The sequence below is a fragment of the Streptomyces sp. NPDC086766 genome (assembly GCF_044746005.1).
Taxonomy (GTDB): domain Bacteria; phylum Actinomycetota; class Actinomycetes; order Streptomycetales; family Streptomycetaceae; genus Streptomyces.
The window spans coordinates 81424-98203 of sequence record NZ_JBIVBI010000003.1 but is presented as its reverse complement, the minus strand read 5'-3'; the positions used below and the strand labels follow the sequence as shown (position 1 = coordinate 98203).

At 74.5% G+C, this 16780-nt stretch carries 13 protein-coding genes and 1 pseudogene; 10 read left to right on the top strand and 4 right to left on the bottom strand.

The window, feature by feature from the left end; all coding sequences use genetic code 11:
• Positions 1 to 74: 74 nt before the first annotated feature.
• The 5 genes from ACIPM1_RS06245 (at position 75) to mug (ending at position 5423) form a co-directional block, all read left to right on the top strand.
• On the top strand, positions 75 to 1469 hold the full coding sequence (locus ACIPM1_RS06245; protein WP_402429646.1) for a hemolysin family protein: 1395 nt from the start codon (positions 75 to 77) through the stop codon (positions 1467 to 1469).
• The gene (locus ACIPM1_RS06240) at positions 1466 to 2479 is read left to right on the top strand and encodes a hemolysin family protein (protein WP_402429643.1); all 1014 of its coding nucleotides are present in this window, start codon (positions 1466 to 1468) and stop codon (positions 2477 to 2479) included. Before ACIPM1_RS06245 ends, ACIPM1_RS06240 begins: the two co-directional genes overlap by 4 nt.
• Before the next feature lie 66 nt (positions 2480 to 2545).
• On the top strand, positions 2546 to 3328 hold the full coding sequence (locus ACIPM1_RS06235) for an SGNH/GDSL hydrolase family protein (protein ID WP_402429640.1): 783 nt from the start codon (positions 2546 to 2548) through the stop codon (positions 3326 to 3328).
• Positions 3329 to 3438: 110 nt separating this feature from the next.
• The gene (gene purB / locus ACIPM1_RS06230; protein ID WP_356180449.1) at positions 3439 to 4881 is read left to right on the top strand and encodes an adenylosuccinate lyase; all 1443 of its coding nucleotides are present in this window, start codon (positions 3439 to 3441) and stop codon (positions 4879 to 4881) included.
• Positions 4878 to 5423, top strand: coding sequence for a G/U mismatch-specific DNA glycosylase (gene mug, locus ACIPM1_RS06225; protein ID WP_402430706.1), 546 nt, complete (start codon positions 4878 to 4880; stop codon positions 5421 to 5423). The genes purB and mug overlap by 4 nt, the downstream gene beginning before the upstream one ends.
• Positions 5424 to 5544: 121 nt before the next feature.
• On the opposite strand, the gene ACIPM1_RS06220 is transcribed toward mug, so the two are convergent.
• The 3 genes and pseudogenes from ACIPM1_RS06220 to ACIPM1_RS06210 all read right to left on the bottom strand — a co-directional run.
• Positions 5545 to 5988 carry a hypothetical protein gene (locus ACIPM1_RS06220; protein WP_402429637.1) on the bottom strand — a complete coding sequence of 148 codons (444 nt, stop codon included), beginning with the start codon at positions 5986 to 5988 and terminating at the stop codon, positions 5545 to 5547.
• 90 nt (positions 5989 to 6078) lie between these two features.
• Positions 6079 to 6795 (bottom strand): ABC transporter permease, encoded by a 717-nt coding sequence (locus ACIPM1_RS06215; protein ID WP_402429634.1) that lies wholly within the window; start codon positions 6793 to 6795, stop codon positions 6079 to 6081.
• A gap of 2 nt (positions 6796 to 6797) precedes the next feature.
• Positions 6798 to 7043: pseudogene (locus ACIPM1_RS06210) on the bottom strand (ABC transporter ATP-binding protein); the annotation flags it as partial.
• 240 nt (positions 7044 to 7283) lie between these two features.
• Between ACIPM1_RS06210 and ACIPM1_RS06205 the strand changes: the two are divergent.
• Positions 7284 to 8441, top strand: a complete 1158-nt coding sequence (locus ACIPM1_RS06205; RefSeq protein ID WP_402429631.1) for an ROK family transcriptional regulator — start codon at positions 7284 to 7286, stop codon at positions 8439 to 8441.
• A gap of 354 nt (positions 8442 to 8795) precedes the next feature.
• Here ACIPM1_RS06205 and ACIPM1_RS06200 read toward each other — a convergent pair whose 3' ends face one another.
• A complete protein-coding gene (locus ACIPM1_RS06200) occupies positions 8796 to 9557 on the bottom strand; it encodes a GntR family transcriptional regulator (protein WP_402429628.1) in 762 nt (253 codons plus the stop codon).
• Between the two features lie 282 nt (positions 9558 to 9839).
• Here ACIPM1_RS06200 and ACIPM1_RS06195 point away from each other — a divergent pair, with 282 nt between their 5' ends.
• The 4 genes from ACIPM1_RS06195 (at position 9840) to ACIPM1_RS06180 (ending at position 16702) form a co-directional block, all read left to right on the top strand.
• Positions 9840 to 10670, top strand: coding sequence for an alpha/beta fold hydrolase (locus ACIPM1_RS06195; RefSeq protein WP_356180461.1), 831 nt, complete (start codon positions 9840 to 9842; stop codon positions 10668 to 10670).
• Positions 10671 to 10885: 215 nt separating this feature from the next.
• Positions 10886 to 12469, top strand: a complete 1584-nt coding sequence (locus ACIPM1_RS06190; RefSeq protein ID WP_356180463.1) for an alkaline phosphatase D family protein — start codon at positions 10886 to 10888, stop codon at positions 12467 to 12469.
• A 142-nt stretch (positions 12470 to 12611) separates the two neighbouring features.
• Positions 12612 to 14036 carry an SWIM zinc finger family protein gene (locus ACIPM1_RS06185; protein ID WP_402429625.1) on the top strand — a complete coding sequence of 475 codons (1425 nt, stop codon included), beginning with the start codon at positions 12612 to 12614 and terminating at the stop codon, positions 14034 to 14036.
• The gene (locus ACIPM1_RS06180; RefSeq protein WP_402429622.1) at positions 14033 to 16702 is read left to right on the top strand and encodes a DUF6493 family protein; all 2670 of its coding nucleotides are present in this window, start codon (positions 14033 to 14035) and stop codon (positions 16700 to 16702) included. Before ACIPM1_RS06185 ends, ACIPM1_RS06180 begins: the two co-directional genes overlap by 4 nt.
• The last annotated feature ends 78 nt before the right edge of the window (positions 16703 to 16780 follow it).

The window sequence follows — 16780 nt, the reverse complement described above, 5'->3', positions numbered from 1 at the left end:
ATGGGCGAGCCTCCCGGTGCGCGAGACCGCGCGCTTCCGACTGCCCTGTCCGACCATGGGACAGGGGTGACCCGATGACCGAAGTGCTCCTGCTGCTCGTGGCGATCCTGCTGTCCCTGGCCTGCGGCGCCTTCGTCGCGGCCGAGTTCTCGCTCACGACCGTCGAGCGCGGCGCGCTGGAGCGGGCGGCCGAGCGGGGCGAGCGCGGTGCGGCGGGCGCCCTCAAGGCCGCACGGAATCTGACGTTCCAGCTCTCCGGCGCCCAGCTCGGCATCACCGTCACCAACCTGGTGGTCGGCATGCTCGCCGAGCCGTCGATCGCCACGCTGATCGCGGGCCCGCTGGAGTCGCTCGGCATGTCCGCCTCCACGGCGACCTCGGTGGCGCTGGTGCTGGGCACGGCCCTGTCCACGGTGTTCCTGATGGTCGTCGGCGAGCTGGTGCCCAAGAACTGGGCGATCTCCTCGCCGCTGCCGGTGGCCAAGCGGGTGGGCAACCCCCAGCGCTGGTTCAGCGCCGCCTTCCGCCCCTTCATCACCCATCTCAACAACACGGCGAACCGGGTGGTGCGCCGTCTCGGCGTGGAGCCCGCCGAGGAGCTGGCCTCCGCGCGCGGCCCCCAGGAGCTGGCCGCGCTCGCCCGCCACTCCGCCCGGCTGGGCGCGCTGGAGGCGGACACCGCCGAGCTGTTCGTCCGCACGCTCAACCTCGCCGACCTGACCGCGGAGAACGTGATGACGCCGCGCGTGCAGGTGGTCGCCCTGGAAGCGCAGGCCACCTGCGAGGACGTGGCGAACGCGACCCGGGCGACCGGGCTGTCGCGCTTCCCCGTCTACCGGGGCAGCCTGGACTCGGTGGCGGGCGTCGCGCACATCAAGGACTGCCTGGCGGTTCCCGCGGATCGGCGCAGGCTCGTGCCCGTCTCCGAGATCATGCGCGAGCCCCTGCTGGTCCCCGAGTCACTGACCGTCGACCGGCTGCTGGACCGCCTCTCGGGCAAGCGCACGATGGCGGTCGTCATCGACGAGTACGGCGGCACGGCGGGCGTCGCGACGCTGGAGGACATCGTCGAGGAGGTCGTCGGCGAGGTGCGGGACGAGCACGACCCGCACGAGACGCCCGACCTCGCCCCCGCCGGGGCCGACGAGGAGGGCCGCGCCCTGTACTCGGCGGACGGCTCCGCGCGCGTCGACCAGCTCGCACGCGTCGGCCTGCGGGTGCCGGAGGGCCCGTACGAGACCCTCGCCGGCCTCGTCGCCACCGAGCTGGGCCGGATACCGCGGACCGGGGACACCCTGGAGGTCGCCGGGTGGCGGCTGGACGTGGTGGACGCGACCGGGCGCCGCGCCGCGCGCGTCCTGCTGCACGCACCGCTCGACGACGCGCCGCACGAGCACCCGGACGGCCGCCGGGAGCCGCACGGGACGGAACACGAGGCGGAGCACGAGGCGAAGGGGGACGGCCGGTGACCGCCGTGCAGATCCTGATCGGTCTGGCGACCCTGGTCGTCAACGCCTTCTTCGTGGGCGCCGAGTTCGCGCTGATCTCGGTGCGCCGCAGCCAGGTCGAGCCGTACGCGGAGGAGGGCGACCGGCGCGCGAGGAGCGTGCTGTGGGGGCTGGAGCACGTGTCCGCGCTGCTGGCCGCCGCACAGCTCGGCATCACGCTGTGCACGCTGGTCCTCGGTGTGGTCGCCGAGCCCGCCATCGCGCATCTGCTGGAGCCGGTGTTCCACACGCTGGGCGTGCCGTCGGGCGCGGGCCACGCGGTGTCGTTCGTGATCGCGCTGACGCTGGCGACCTATCTGCACATGCTGCTGGGCGAGATGGTGCCGAAGAACATCGCGCTCGCCGAGCCGGTGCGCAGCGCGCTGCTGCTCGGCCCGCCACTGGTGGCGCTGTCCCGGGCCCTGCGCCCGGTGATCTTCACGGTGAACGCCTTCGCGAACGGCCTGCTCAAGCTGTTGCGGGTGGAGACGAAGGACGAGGTCTCGGCGACGTTCACGGACACGGAGCTGGCCCAGATCGTCCGGGACGCCAGTGAGGCGGGCCTCATCGACGACCGGGCGCAGGAGCGGCTGCACGACGCGCTGGAGCTGGGCAGCCGGCCCGTGCGCGACGTGGTGGTCCCGCTGGAACGCGTCGTCCACGCGCGCGTGGGCGTGACGCCGGAGCGCCTGGAGCGGCTGTCGGCCGAGTCCGGCTTCTCCCGGTTCCCCGTGGTGGACGGGGACGACCGCATCGTGGGCTATCTGCACGTCAAGGACGCCCTGGACGCCTCCCCGCGAGACGAGGCGTTCGGGTTGCGGGACATGCGGCCCATCGCCCGGGTACGGGAGAGCACCCCGCTCGACGACGTGCTCACGGCCATGCGCGGCAGCCGTACGCACCTGGCGGCCGTGCTCGGGGCCGACGGGCGGCTGGCCGGTCTGGTGACCATGGAGGACGTGCTGCGGGAGCTGTTCGGCCAGCAGGTGTGAGGGGTCGCGGGGGCGGACCGACCGCTTGGTATGTACGGCCCCGCGCGGGATACCATCGCTCACGCCATGCAGACGAATCCCACGTACACCAGCCTGGTCGCGGTCGGCGACTCCTTCACCGAGGGCATGTCGGACCTGCTCCCCGACGGTTCCTACCGGGGCTGGGCGGACCTCCTCGCCACCCGGATGGCCGCCCGCACCCCCGGGTTCCGGTACGCCAACCTGGCCGTGCGCGGCAAGCTCATCCAGCAGATCGTCGACGAGCAGGTCGGCGTCGCGGCGGCCATGCGCGCGGACGTCGTGACCCTGGTGGGCGGGCTGAACGACACCCTGCGCCCCAAGTGCGACATGGGCCGGGTCCGGGACCTGCTCACGGAGGCCGTGGAGCGGCTGGCTCCGTCCTGCGAGCGGCTCGTGCTGATGCGCAGCCCCGGCCGCCAGGGCCCGGTCCTGGAGCGCTTCCGGCCGCGCATGGAGGAGCTGTTCGCCTGCGTCGACGAGCTGGCGCGGCGGCACGGCGCGGTGGTGGTCGACCTGTACGGGGCGCCCTCGCTGGCCGATCCGCGCCTGTGGGACGTGGACCGGCTGCACCTCACCGCCGAGGGGCACCGCCGGGTCGCCGAGGCGGTGTGGCAGGCGCTCGGGTACTCCGCCGAGGACCCCGGGTGGCACACGCCCATGCCGCCGACCGCGCCCCTGCACTGGGTCGCCCGCCGGACCGCGGACGTCCGCTTCGCCCGGGAGCACCTGCTGCCGTGGATAGGCCGGCGGCTGACCGGCCGCTCCTCCGGCGACGGCCGCCCGGCGAAGCGCCCCGAGCTGCTGCCGTACGAGGACCAGATCCTCTAGAGAGGGACGGGCACGGGGGCGGCCCGGCCCGCACGCCCCACCCTCTCGTAGTTTCCGACGAATACCCCCGTGGCGCTGGCCTGCACGAATCGCCAGTAGAATCCGTACACGTGACTTCTGCGCCCGCCAAGCCCCGCATCCCGAACGTCCTCGCCGGACGCTACGCCTCCGCCGAGCTCGCCACGCTCTGGTCCCCCGAGCAGAAGGTGAAGCTGGAGCGGCAGCTCTGGCTCGCCGTGCTGCGGGCCCAGAAGGACCTGGGCATCGAGGTGCCCGACGCGGCGCTCGCCGACTACGAGCGCGTCCTCGACCAGGTCGACCTCGCCTCCATCGCCGAGCGCGAGAAGGTGACGCGGCACGACGTGAAGGCGCGGATCGAGGAGTTCAACGACCTCGCCGGGCACGAGCACGTCCACAAGGGCATGACCTCCCGCGACCTGACGGAGAACGTCGAGCAGTTGCAGATCCGGCTCTCCCTGGAGCTGGTGCGCGACCGCACGGTGGCCGTCCTCGCCCGCCTGGCCAAGCTGGCCGCCGAGTACGGCGAGCAGGTCATGGCCGGCCGCTCGCACAACGTCGCCGCCCAGGCCACCACCCTCGGCAAGCGCTTCGCGACCGCCGCCGACGAGCTGCTCGTCGCGTACGGAAGGGTGGAGGAGCTCCTGGCCCGCTACCCGCTGCGCGGTATCAAGGGCCCGGTCGGCACTGCTCAGGACATGCTGGACCTGCTCGGCGGCGACGCCGCCAAGCTGGCGGAGCTGGAAGGGCGGATCGCCGGGCACCTCGGTTTCTCGCAGGCCTTCACGTCGGTCGGCCAGGTCTACCCGCGCTCCCTGGACTACGAGGTCGTCACGGCCCTGGTGCAGCTGGCCGCCGCCCCCTCCTCGCTGGCCAAGACGATCCGGCTGATGGCCGGGCACGAGCTGGTCACCGAGGGCTTCAAGCCGGGGCAGGTCGGCTCCTCCGCGATGCCGCACAAGATGAACACCCGCTCCTGCGAGCGCGTCAACGGTCTCATGGTGATCCTGCGCGGCTACGCGTCCATGACGGGCGAGCTGGCCGGCGACCAGTGGAACGAGGGCGACGTGTCCTGCTCGGTGGTGCGCCGCGTCGCGCTGCCGGACGCGTTCTTCGCGCTGGACGGTCTGCTGGAGACCTTCCTGACGGTGCTCGACGAGTTCGGCGCCTTCCCCGCGGTGATCGCCCGCGAGCTGGACCGGTACCTGCCGTTCCTGGCCACCACCAAGGTCCTGATGGGCGCGGTGCGCGCGGGTGTCGGCCGCGAGGTCGCCCACGAGGCGATCAAGGAGAACGCGGTGGCCACCGCGCTGGCCATGCGCGAGCAGGGCGCCGAGCGCAACGACCTGCTGGACAAGCTCGCCGCCGACGAGCGCCTCCCGCTGGACCACGAGCGGCTGCGGGCGCTGATGGCGGACAAGCTCTCCTTCACCGGAGCGGCGGCCGACCAGGTCGGCACCGTCGTCGGCCGGGTCGAGGAGATCGTGAAGCGGCACCCGGAGGCGGCCGGATACACCCCGGGAGCGATCCTCTGACGCGCTTCACCCGGACCGAGCTGGAGGCCGCCCGCGACCGCCTCGTCCCCGACGTGGCCGCGGCCGGCCTCCGGGTGCTCTTCTGCGGCATCAACCCCGGCCTGATGACGGCGGCGACGGGCCACCACTTCGCCCGCCCCGGCAACCGGTTCTGGCCGGTGCTGCACCTGTCCGGCTTCACGCCGAGGCTCCTGAAACCGGCGGAGCAGCGGGAGTTGCTGTCGTACGGGCTCGGCATCACGAACGTGGTGGAACGGGCCACGGCGCGGGCGGACGAGCTGACCGCGGAGGAGTACCGCGAGGGCGGGCGGCTGCTGGAGCTGAAGGTCGCGCGGCTGCGGCCGGGGTGGCTGGCGGTGGTGGGGGTGACGGCGTACCGGGCGGCCTTCGGCGACCGCACGGCCCGAGTGGGGCCGCAGGAGCGGACGATCGGCGGCACACGCGTATGGGTGCTGCCCAATCCGAGCGGGCTGAACGCGCACTGGACGGCGGAGACGATGGCGCACGAGTTCGCCCGGCTCAGGGCGGCGGCGGAGGCGTAACCGGCCGGGACGCGGACGGCGGGGAGCGCGGCCGGTCGGAGCGGATCCGGTTGAACGCGTCCGTCAGTGGAGCCGGTCAAGGCGAGTCCGGTCGGGGCGAGCCGGGTCAGGGAGGGCCTCGTCAGGGCGGGTCCGTGTCGGTGACGGCGACCAGCAGGTGCACCTCGTCCGAGTCGTCGAGATCGGCGACACCGAGGGCGACCCACCGGTCGCGCCGCTGCGGAGACCACACGTACACGTCCCGCACGACATGGCTGAGCCTGGCCCACGGCTCGGGTATCTCCTCGCCGCGTGCGATGCGCACGCCGAGCGTCACCAGCCCCAGGTGCTCGGCCTGCCCCAGACGGCCGTTCAGCCGGTCCGCGACGAGCTCCATCCAGGCACGGAAGTCGTCGGCCGTCGCCTCCCGCTCCGCGCCGTCTCCCGCCCGCAGCCCGTGACTCGCCGCCAGCTCCGCCATGTGGTAGCCGGGTCCGGCCGAGCCGCGGTCCGTCCTGCCGCGCTGCTCGGGGAAGTCCCGGCCACACAGCAGATCGATCGTGGCGAGGCACTGCTCGATGTCCATACGTTCCAGTAAACCGGCCGGCACTGACAACTGGCGGGGCGTCAGCCGCCCGGACACCAGCTACGCGGACGTCGGAGGGACGGGACGGGGTCAGGCGTCCCGTCGCCGCAGACTCCACGCCCCCGCCAGCAGCGCGGCCGCCGTCCACAGCGCGGTCACCGCGAGCCCGGTCCACGGACCCAGTTCCCCGTCCCGGCGGTGGTGGAGCGCGATCTGCCCCGCCCGGTCGGGCAGCAGGTCCGCGACACCGCCCGACAGATCGCCGATCACGAAGGACACGATCAGCAGGAACGGGACGACCACGCTCAACGTCGCCACGCCGCTGCGGAACACGACGGTGAGCCCGACCGCGAACAGGGCCATCAGCGCCAGGTAGATCCCACAGCCGGCCACGCCCCGCACGCCCTCGGTCCAGCCCGGTCCGTCCTCCCCCATCAGCGCCTTGCCCACGGTCAGGCTCGCCGGCCCGGTGAGCAGGCCGACCACCAGCACGGGCACGCCGATCGCCGTCGCCTTGGCCGCGAACCACCGCTGCCGTCGCGGCACCGCCGCCAGCGACACCCGCAGCGCACCGCCGTGGAACTCGGTCGAGACGGCCGTCGTGCCGAAGGCGATCGCCGCGACCTGACCGAAGGAGACGCCGAAGAAGGCCGCGTACAACCGGTCGGAGTCGGTCCCTCCGGTGTCGAGGGCGGCGAGCGCCGTGAACACGGTGGTCAGCAGGAGGATCCCGCACAGGGCTCCCACCGTCGACCGCAGAGTACGGATCTTGATCCATTCGGAGTGGATCACGGGCGTGCGCGCCATGGTCAGACCTCCTCGGACTGTGCGGCGAACTCGGCTTCGGCGGCCGTCAGATCGAGGTAGGCCTGCTCCAGGGTCCTCTCCTCGGCGGCGAGTTCGAGAACGGTCAGCCCCGCCTCGGCCGCCAGGCGACCGACGTCCTCCACGCGCGCGTGCGCCACCGTCCCGTGCCCGTCCTCGTGCGGCACCGCGTCAAAACCGCGCCGGTTGAGCGCCTCGTGGACGGCCGGCTCGTCGTCGGCACGGAGACGGTGAAGTCCCATGTGAGCGCCGTCCTGGCCAACCTCGGGGCGCGTGACCGCACGCAGGCGGTGATCACGGCGTACGAGTCGGGGTTCGTGGCGCCGGGCTCAGCGGTCGCGTGCCGCGGGGCGCGCGGCACGTTCGGGGGCCGGGGCGCCGCCCTGGGTGCCCGGTGGCCCGGCTCTCGCTGCTCCGGCCGGTGCCGAGTACGATCCGGCCAACACGCGCACGAGCTGGGAGGACGGACGGTGGGGCGGCTGACCGGCGGGGATCCCTCGCTGCTGCGGAGGATCAACTCCGCGGTGGTGCTGCACGCGCTGCGGGCCACGGACTGCGCGACGCTCACCGAGATCACCCGCGTGACCGGACTGTCCCGGCCGACCGTCGAAGGCGTCGTCGAGGATCTCATCGCGGCCGGGCTCGTCGTCGAGAAGGCCGCCGAGGAGGGCGCCGCCCGGCGGCAGGGCCGGCCCGCGCGGCGGTTCCGGTTCCGCGCCGAGGCCGGGCATCTGCTCGGTCTCGAGATCGGCCCGCACCGGGTGGCCGCGCTGCTGGCCGACCTGGACGGCCGCGTCATCGGCGCCCAGGCCAAGGACGTCGACGAGACCGCCGGCGCGGACGAGCGCCTGGAGCGGCTGCGCGGCGCGGTCGCCGAACTCCTGCGCCGGGCCGGGGTGGCACGCGGGTCGCTGCGGGCCGTGGGGGTCGCCACGCCGGGGATCGTGGAGGCGGACGGCACCGTACGGCTGGGGACGGCGCTGCCCGGGTGGACGGGCCTGCGCCTGGGCGAGCGGCTGAGCCGGTCCTTCAAGTGCCCGGTCCTGGTCGAGAACGACGCCAACGCCGCCGCGGTCGCCGAGCACTGGAAGGGCGCCGCCACCGAGTCGGACGACGTGGTCTTCGTCCTGGCCGGACTCAGCCCGGGAGCCGGTTCGCTGATCGGCGGGCGGCTGCACCGCGGATACGGCGGGGCGGCCGGCGAGATCGGCGCGCTGCACCTGCTGGGCCGGGAGGCGACCCCCGAGACGCTGCTGTCGACCACGGACCAGCCGCTGCACCCGCTGGACGAGCAGGCGGTGGCCGAGGTGTTCGCGCTGGCCCGCGAGGGCGACCGGCGGGCCTGTGCGGCCGTGGACCGGTTCATCCGGCGCCTGGTCCACGACGTGGCGGCACTCGTGCTGGCCCTGGACCCGGAGCTGGTCGTCATCGGGGGCTGGGCGGCCGGTCTGGACGGCGTACTGGAGCCGCTGCGACGCGAACTGGCCCGCTACTGCCTGCGTCCGCCGCGGGTGACGCTCTCGCTGCTCGGCGAGGCGGCCGTCGCGACGGGCGCGCTGCGGCTGGCCCTCGACCACGTCGAGAAGCAGCTGTTCGCGGTGGAGGGCACGGTCACGGCCCGCCGCTGAGGTTCGGGCGAAGCCGGCGCGGTGCCGACGGCCGGGGTCCGTACGCCCGGCGACCGGGCACACGCGGGTTCCACGACGTCAGGCGGCCGGGCGTACGCGGTCCCCAGGACGCCCGGCGGCCGGGCACTGGCGGGCTCCCGATCTCAGGCCGCCGGGCATACGCGGCCTCCAAGACGTCCGACGGTCGGGCACTCCCGAGTCCCAGGTCACCGGGCGGCGCTGCACCCGGGTCTCAGGACGCCGGGCGGTGGTGCACCCGGGTCGTGGGACGCCGGGCCGCAGTGCGCCGGGGGCTGGGGACGCCGGGCCGCGGTGCGCCGGGGGCGGGTACTCCAGGCCGCGGGCGTCCGGGTCCTAGGAAGCCTGGCGCTCCGGGCCGTCGTGGATCTCCACGCCGCCCGAGTCGCCGAAGGTGAGGCGGCAGGTGTCGGCGCGGTAGGTGGCGACCGAGAGCGCGGCGGTGCGGCCCTCGGCGAAGTACCGCGTCGTGACGACGAGGACGGGCGCGCCGGGCAGCCGGTCGAGCTCCCTGGCGTCGTCCGCGCGGGCCGAGCCCAGTTCGACGGCGCGGTCCTGCCCCTCCAGCTCCAGGCGCTGCAGCTCGCGCAGCACGGCACGCGCGCGTGCGGGCCCCTCGGGCGCGTCGATCGCCGTGAGGTCGGGCACCGAGGAGGCCGGGATGTACAGCAATTCCGCCGCGACGGGCTGCCCGTGGCTCACCCGGGACCGGCGGAGCGTGTGGACGGCGTCCTCGCGGCCGGTCTCCAGGGCGGCGGCGACGGCCGCGGGCGGGACCGTCCGGGCGCAGTCCACGGGCTGCCAGGCGTCGTCGGCCGCCCCCGGCCAGGTGTGCTGCTCGGTGCCGACGGCGACGCCGACTCGGGGCGGGGCGACGGTCGTGCCGACGCCGCGGCGGCGCTGGAGCCGGCCCTCCAGCTCCAGCTGCTCAAGGGCCTGGCGGAGCGTGGCGCGGGCGACGCCGAAACGGGCCGCGAGCTCCCGCTCGTTGGGCAGGATCTCGCCGACCGAGAACTCGGAGTCCAGTGCCTCACTGAGCACGGTCTTGAGATGCCAGTACTTCGGCTCCGGCACCGTCTCCAGCTGCGTGGTCCCCACCCTGTCCTCCGCAATCGCCGTGGTACGGCGGCGTTTTAGCGCCCTTGTTTATTAAAGGTTGTTGTACTTGTCTGCGACCATAGGGCGGCCCCCACCCTTGGTCAAGACCAATCCTCGTCCCTCCGCGGGCGGCGCGGACGCGGTGCCGCCGGGCGTTCACGAGGCGTTCGCTCCCGGCCCTGTTCGTGACATGACGACCGAACCCGGGGCTACCCGTCGGTAGTAATTGCTGACAAGCTGTCTACGAGGCGTTGGCCGGCGATCCCCCGACGAGGAGCATCCATGTCCGCAACCGTGTCCTTCGACGTCCCCACCGAGCACGGCCCGCGGACCGTGACCCTCTCCTACGCGCGCGTGGGCAGCGGTGCGCCGCTGCTCCTGCTGCACGGCATCGGCCACCACCGCCAGGCCTGGGACCCGGTCGTCCACCTGCTCGCCGCCGAGCGCGACGTGATCTCCGTGGACCTGCCCGGCTTCGGCGCCTCCCCCGCGCTGCCCGGCGGACTGCGGCACGACCTGCCGACGATGAACGCCGCGCTCGGCGCCCTGTGCGAGACGCTGGAGATCGAGCGGCCCCATGTGGCGGGCAACTCCCTGGGCGGCCTGCTGGCGCTGGAACTGGGCCGGGAGAAGCTCGTACGGTCCGTCACGGCCCTGTCCCCGGCCGGTTTCTGGACGCAGGCCGAGCGGCGCTACGCCTTCGGCGTGCTGCTCGGCATGCGGCAGATCGCGCGCCGTATGCCGCTGCCGCTGGTGGAGCGGCTCGCGCGCACGGCGGCCGGCCGTACGGCCCTGACGAGCACCATCTACGCCCGGCCCGCCCGCCGCTCACCCGAGGCCGTGGTCGCCGAGACACTCGCGCTGGCGGGGGCCACCGGCTTCGAGGACACGCTGCGGGCCGGTGTCACCGTCCAGTTCACCGACGACGTCGCCGGCGTCCCCGTCACCATCGCCTGGGGCACCAGGGACCGCCTGCTGATGCGGCGGCAGGGGGTCCGGGCCAAGCAGATCATCCCCCGCGCGCGGCTGGTGCGGCTGCCCGGCTGCGGGCACGTCCCGATGAACGACGACCCCGCCCTGGTCGCCCGGGTGATCCTCGACGGCAGCCGCTGACCGCCGCACGGCCCGCGCCGGCGCACCGGACCCCAGAGCTCCTCCGGAGGGCTCCCCGGTGCGACCGGCGCCGAGGTGTGCCCCGGACCCGCGACGGCGCGCCGGTTCCGCCGCTCGCGCGGGCGGTTGTTCACCCGCGGTTTCCGTGCGCGCCGCGCCGCACCAGTAGGTGTGGCTCTGCACACTGGCCGGATCCCGTCCCCGGAGGCGTCCTCATGTCCCACCGTCCCCTGCCCGGTCGCCGCAGCGTCCTGCGCGGCTCGCTGGCCGCGTCGGCGGCCCTGACCCTGCCCGGCGCCCTCGGCGCTGCGCCGGCCTTCGCCCTGTCCGGCCGCCCCCGGGCCGACTGGGGCGTGCAGGCGGGAGACGTGACCGCCGACTCCGGCCTGGTGTGGGTGCGTGCGGACCGCCCGGCCAGGATGGTCGTGGAGACGTCCGCCACGGAGTCGTTCCGTGATCCGCGCAGGTGGCAGGGCCCCCTGCTGGGCGCGGACACGGACTTCACCGGCACGACCCGGCTGCGCGGGCTGCCACCGGGCGAGCAGATCCACTACCGGGTGCTCCTGGCCGACCCGGACGACCCGCGTCGCACCGGCGAGCCGGTGACCGGCACGTTCCGCACGGCCGCCGCACGGCGCCGCCAGGACGTGCGGTTCGTGTGGTCCGGCGACCTGGCCGGACAGGGCTGGGGCATCAACGAGTCCATCGGCGGCTACCGGATCTTCGACGCCATGGCGAAGCTGGATCCCGACTTCTTCCTGTGCAGCGGGGACAACATCTACGCCGACGGCCCCATCAAGCCCACGGCCACACTCCCGAACGGGGACGTGTACCGCAACGTCACCACCGAGGAGAAGTCGCACGTCGCGGTCACCCTCGCCGACTTCCGGGGCAACTTCCGCTACAACCTGCTGGACGCGGCGCTGCGCCGGTTCAACGCCCGGGTGCCGAACATCGTCCAGTGGGACGACCACGAGGTCCGCAACAACTGGTACCCGGGCGAGGTCATCGGGTCCGGCACCCCCTACCCGGCCGGCACCCGGCTCGACGACCTGGCGCTCCGGGCCCGGCAGGCCTTCTCCGAGTACTTCCCCGTCTCCACCCTGGCCGGACGCCCGGACGGCAGGATCCACCGGGTCGTCCACCACGGCCCGCTGCTCGACGTGTTCGTGCTCGACATGCGCACCTACCGCGACCCCAACTCGCCCGACGACCAGACGACCGACCCGCAGGGCATCCTCGGCGCCGAGCAACTGGAGTGGCTCAAGCGGGAGCTCGCCCGGTCGCGCGCGGTGTGGAAGGTCATCGCCGCGGACATGCCGCTGGGCCTGGTCGTGCCCGACGGGCTCGAGGGCAGGCCGAACTTCGAGGCGGTCGCGCAGGGCGACCCGGGCGCGCCGCTCGGCCGCGAGCTCCAGATCGCGGAGCTGCTGCGGTTCGTCAAGCACCGGCGGATCACCGGCACGCTGTGGCTGACCGCGGACGTCCACCACACCTCGGCCCAGCACTACGACCCGTCGCGGGCCGCCTTCAAGGACTTCGAGCCGTTCTGGGAGTTCGTGTCCGGGCCGCTCAACGCAGGCGCCTTCCCGGCCAGCGCCCTGGACGGCACGTTCGGTCCGGACCGGGTGTTCGTGAAGGCGCCGGACGTCGCGAACGTCTCGCCCGCCGAGGGCTACCAGTTCTTCGGCGAGGTCGACATCGACGGCGACAGCGGCGAGCTGACGGTGCGGCTGCGCGAGCAGGACGGCACCGTCCTGTTCACCAAGACGCTCCAGCCGGGCCGCGTCGGCCAGTAGCTCCCGTACCCTCTCACCCCGTGCCGCGCACCGGCGTCATCTCCCGGTGCGCGGCCCGGGGCGGCCCCTCCCGACTCCCCCGGCAGACGGGTGTTTTCGCAGGTCGGAGCCGATTGTCAGTGGTCGCTTCTACGGTTTCCCCATGACGCGATCCTTGCAGGCCGTGGCCTATCGCCGGCCCTCCGTACTGGAGTCCGCCGCGGGCGGACGGCGCCTGGGGCTGGAGACCTCGCGGGGCGCGACGCCCTCGGGCGTCCAGGACCATCCGCGGTTCTTCGCGGGATTCCTGACGTCTCCTCAGGTGGCCGCCGCCGGCCTGCTGGCCGTGGCCGACGTGGCGGCCGCTCGCTACTACCGGCCACGGCTGCGCGCCTCCCTCGACCCGGTGGTGACGGGCAACGGCGACCGGCTGCGCTTCGAGTCCTTCTCCGGCTGCGCCGGGGTGTACGCGCGCCTGGACGTGCTGCGCTCGGGCCTCGACGGCGGTGAGGTGGGGCACGGCACGACCAACGTCGACGTGAACAACCCGCTGCGGGAGGCCCTCTCCCGGATCGGCTCGGACGATCCCCTGCATCTGCGGGTCGGGCCCGAGGAACTCGCCGTCACGACGCTGGACGGCCCGGTCGTGGAGAAGAAGGTGCCGCTCCCGGACCGGTGGCTGCGCGGTTTCGCGGAGGCCCAGGTCATCGCGGCCGGCTTCGATCTGCGGGCCGAGCTGCCGGCGGCCGAGGCGGTGCGGTTCCTCCGGTCGCTGCCGCGCGGCGGGTCGCGGGGCACGGCGGGCGGCCCGCGCTGGGTGGTGCCGGCCGGACGCGGGCTGCGGCCGACGACCCGTCCGGCGCCCGGCGCTGTGTGCCTGCCCGGCCCGGATCGGCTGGCCGCGCTCCAGCGGGTGCTGCGCCACGCGACGGCGCTGCGGGTGTACGGGCCCGCGGTGACCGCTGCGGGCACCGGCGCCGGCTCCGGTGGCGGTGCGAGTGCCTGGGAGGCCGTGCTGCCGGGCATGCGGCTCACCCTCACGCTGTCGCCGGACGCCTCGCGCGGGTTCTCCGGTGAGGGCGGGGTGCTGGAGGCGCTCGCCACGGACGAGGCCGCCGAGGACGCCGAGCTGATCGCGGTGCTGCTGGCGTGGGAGCCGCGTGTCGACGTCGCCGACCTCGCCGCCTCCTCCGGCCTCACACCGGAGCGGGTGCGGGCCGCGCTGGTCCGCCTGGGCACCTCCGGCCGCGTCGGCTACGACACTGCGGAGGCGGCCTACTTCCACCGGGAGCTGCCGTACGACGGCGAGCGCGCGGAGCGGCACAACCCGCGGCTGCGGGCCGCGCGGGCTCTCGCCGCCGCGGGCGCGGTCGCGCTGGACGGGCCGCTCGGCACGGTCACGGCCGAGGACGGGCATGTGCACCGGGTGCGGGAGGAGGCGGGTGCGCTCAGCTGCAGCTGCCTGTGGTGGGCCAGGTACCGGGGCGGGCGCGGGCCGTGCAAGCACGCGCTGGCGGTGCGCATGGTGCGGCGGGGCGGCACCGCGGTGGAGCAGGGCAGGGCACGGGTCGACGGGGGTGTGCGATGAGTTCGCTGATCGAGGCGGTACGGGCGGGACGGACGGCCGAGGTGGTCGGACTGCTGGACGGCATGACCGATGCCGAACGGCGTGCGGTCTTCCCCGAGTTGAAGGCGCTGCGCAAGGAGCTGAGGCCGGTGCGCTGGGACGCCGGAGCACGGCGCGCCTATCCGGCCCTCCGGGTGGCCGGAGCGGCGTGCCAGACCGGCGCGGCGGCCGTGGCCGGCTGGATCGCGGCCGCCGACATGCGGTCCTCGGGCGCCTCGCCGGCGGTGCTCGTCGACCTCCTGGGCGATCGTGACCCGGAGTGGCTGGCCGACGTGGCGCACCGGCTCGCCGAGCGCCCGGCGAGCGCTCGGGTGCCGTACGAGCTGATGGCGGCACTGGTGCGGCTCGCGGGCTGTCCGGCGCCGGCGACCGACGCCTATGTGCGGGGCTGGGTGCGGCACATGGGCTCCACCTGGCAGCACGGTGACACCGTTTTCGACAGACTGCGCCGGGATCCGCACCTCGGCGGCCTCGTGGCGGCCCTCTTCGTCACGGACGACATCGGGGGGCCGCTGGAGTGGGGTGCCGCGGACGGGCCCGACAGCTGGCCCCGCGCCCTCGCCCGGCTCACCCTGGAAGGCGCGCTCGACCGCGGGGCGACGGTCGACGCGTGCGTGGCCCGTCTGCTCCGGGGCGGCACGGCCGCCGATCAGCGGGTGTTCCTGCGCGTGCTGAAATCCCTGGCACTCACCCCCGAGGAGCGGCGAGAGCGTACGGCGGACTGGCTGGCGCTCGCCTCGGACGCGGTGCCCGTGGTCGCCTCGCACGCCCAGTCGGTCCTGGGCGAACTGGCCCTGGAGGGCGAACTGGCGCCCCGCCGGCTGGCGGACCTGTGCGGCGCGGTGCTCTTCCGTTCCGAGAAGAAGCTGGTGCGGGCGCAGTTGGTGCTGCTGGGCAAGGTGCTCGCCCGGGACCCGTCGGCGGCGGACGTATTGCTGCCCGCCGCTGCCCAGGTCTTCGCGCACGAGGACGCGGACGTGCAGGAGCGCGCGCTCAGACTGGTGGAGCGGCATCTGCGCAAGGCCCGCTCGAGCGAGGTCCGGGACGAACTGGCCGCGGCCGCGGAACAGCTGGTCCCGGCTCTGCGCGCGCGGGCGGTCGGCACGCTGGGCGCGGCGCCCTCGGACCCGGCGGCGGGGCGGTACGAGGAGGTGCTGCCGCCGGTGCCGGAGCCCGAGCGGCTCGCCGCTCCCCCGCGGTCCGCGGCCGAGGCCGCCGAAGAGGTCGGCGCGCTGCTGGCGTCGGACGGCGGGGTGGCGGTCTTCGAGCGGGCGTTGGACGGCCTGGTGCGGCTGGCCCACGACGACCGGGACGGACTGCTGGAAGCGCTCGCCCCGGTGATCGCGCGGCAGTGGTGGAGCAGGACGTCTTCGGGTGCCGGGCACGCCTATGGCGCCGAGGAGCACTTCGCGAGGGCGTCCGAGGAAGCGTTCGGCACGCGCGGCGGGCTGGAGATGATCCTCGCCACCCTGGCCGGGAGGGTGCCGACCGCCACGCTCCACCGTGCGGTCCAGCACGGCACGACGTCTCCCGACTGCGGGCACGCGCCGCTCTCCCGCGCGTTCGGCGCCCGGCTGTGGGAGGTGGCGTACCGGGTGCGTACCGAGCCACTGCCGTTCCTGCTGTCGACGCCCACCTGGAGCACGGGGCTGCTGGAGCCGGACGAACTGGTGACGCGGCTGGAGTCGTACGGGCGGCTCGGGGCGAGGACCTCGGCGGCCGACTTCGCCCAAGCCCTGCTGCGGGTGCGGCGGACGGACCGGGCGGCGGCCTCCGCGGCGGCAGGGCGGGCGCTGGCCCTCGGCACGGCGGAGGGGACCCGCCTGGCCCGCTGGCTGACCGCCGAGGGCGAGGAGCTGCCGATCGGGCGGCGGCGCACCTCGCACGGCCGGGTCCTGGTGGAGTTCGGCGAACTGCGGGAGCTGCGGGAGGACTTCCCGGCGGCCTTCAAGCCGCTGGGCAGACCGGTGAGCGTCTTCCGGGAGCGCTGGTACTGCCACCACTCGAGCCACGGGATACGCCGGCACTGGCTGGCCGTGCTGCCCGAGCGGCGCGAGCTGGTGGCGGCGCGGCTGCTGCGGGACGTGTCCGGACCGGCCGTCGAGGACTCGCGCGGCGCCGCGGCCGTACTGCCGCCGCTGGCCGAGTCCGGCGGGACGGCGGGCGAGGCGACGCACCTGTGCGTGGCCTACGGCCTCGGCGCCCGGCATCCGGAGGACCGGCTCGCCTCCGTGGACGCGCTGCTGGTCCTCGCGGCCCGGGGGCAGCTGGACGCGGCCGGACTGGGCGCGGATCTGGGGCAGTTGGTGCGGAGCGGCACCGTCAAGCCGCTGCGGCTGGCCGAGTCGCTGCGCACCGCGGCGTCGACCGGGGCGAACGCCACCATCTGGGAGATGCTCCGGCACGCGCTGCCGGTCCTGCTCGCGGACCTGGCGGCCGACGGCCCGGCCGGGCCGGTGCGCGGGCTCGGGGATCTCCTGGCCGTCGCCGCCGAGTGCGCCGAACGGTCGGGGGCGCGGGGCGAGCTGCCGCACCTGGCACGGACGGCGGACCGGCGCGGTTCGTCCCGCCTGGCCGTGCAGGCGCGCCGGTTGCGCAGCGCGCTGGCACCCGAGGCGGCCGCGTGAACCGGTCCGCCCGCTCGCCCCGAAGCGTCACCGCCCGCAGGTCCAATAAACGGCAAAAAGCACGGAAGCACGCTTTAC

Excerpts from the sequence above, each read along its gene's own strand:
- ACIPM1_RS06235 (WP_402429640.1), top strand. The coding sequence starts at position 2,546 with ATGCAGACGAATCCCACGTACACCAGCCTGGTCGCGGTCGGCGACTCC.
- ACIPM1_RS06220 (WP_402429637.1), bottom strand. The coding sequence starts at position 5,988 with ATGGACATCGAGCAGTGCCTCGCCACGATCGATCTGCTGTGTGGCCGG.
- ACIPM1_RS06195 (WP_356180461.1), top strand. The coding sequence starts at position 9,840 with ATGTCCGCAACCGTGTCCTTCGACGTCCCCACCGAGCACGGCCCGCGG.
- ACIPM1_RS06190 (WP_356180463.1), top strand. The coding sequence starts at position 10,886 with ATGTCCCACCGTCCCCTGCCCGGTCGCCGCAGCGTCCTGCGCGGCTCG.
- ACIPM1_RS06215 (WP_402429634.1), bottom strand. The coding sequence starts at position 6,795 with ATGGCGCGCACGCCCGTGATCCACTCCGAATGGATCAAGATCCGTACT.
- ACIPM1_RS06180 (WP_402429622.1), top strand. The coding sequence starts at position 14,033 with ATGAGTTCGCTGATCGAGGCGGTACGGGCGGGACGGACGGCCGAGGTG.
- ACIPM1_RS06185 (WP_402429625.1), top strand. The coding sequence starts at position 12,612 with ATGACGCGATCCTTGCAGGCCGTGGCCTATCGCCGGCCCTCCGTACTG.
- ACIPM1_RS06245 (WP_402429646.1), top strand. The coding sequence starts at position 75 with ATGACCGAAGTGCTCCTGCTGCTCGTGGCGATCCTGCTGTCCCTGGCC.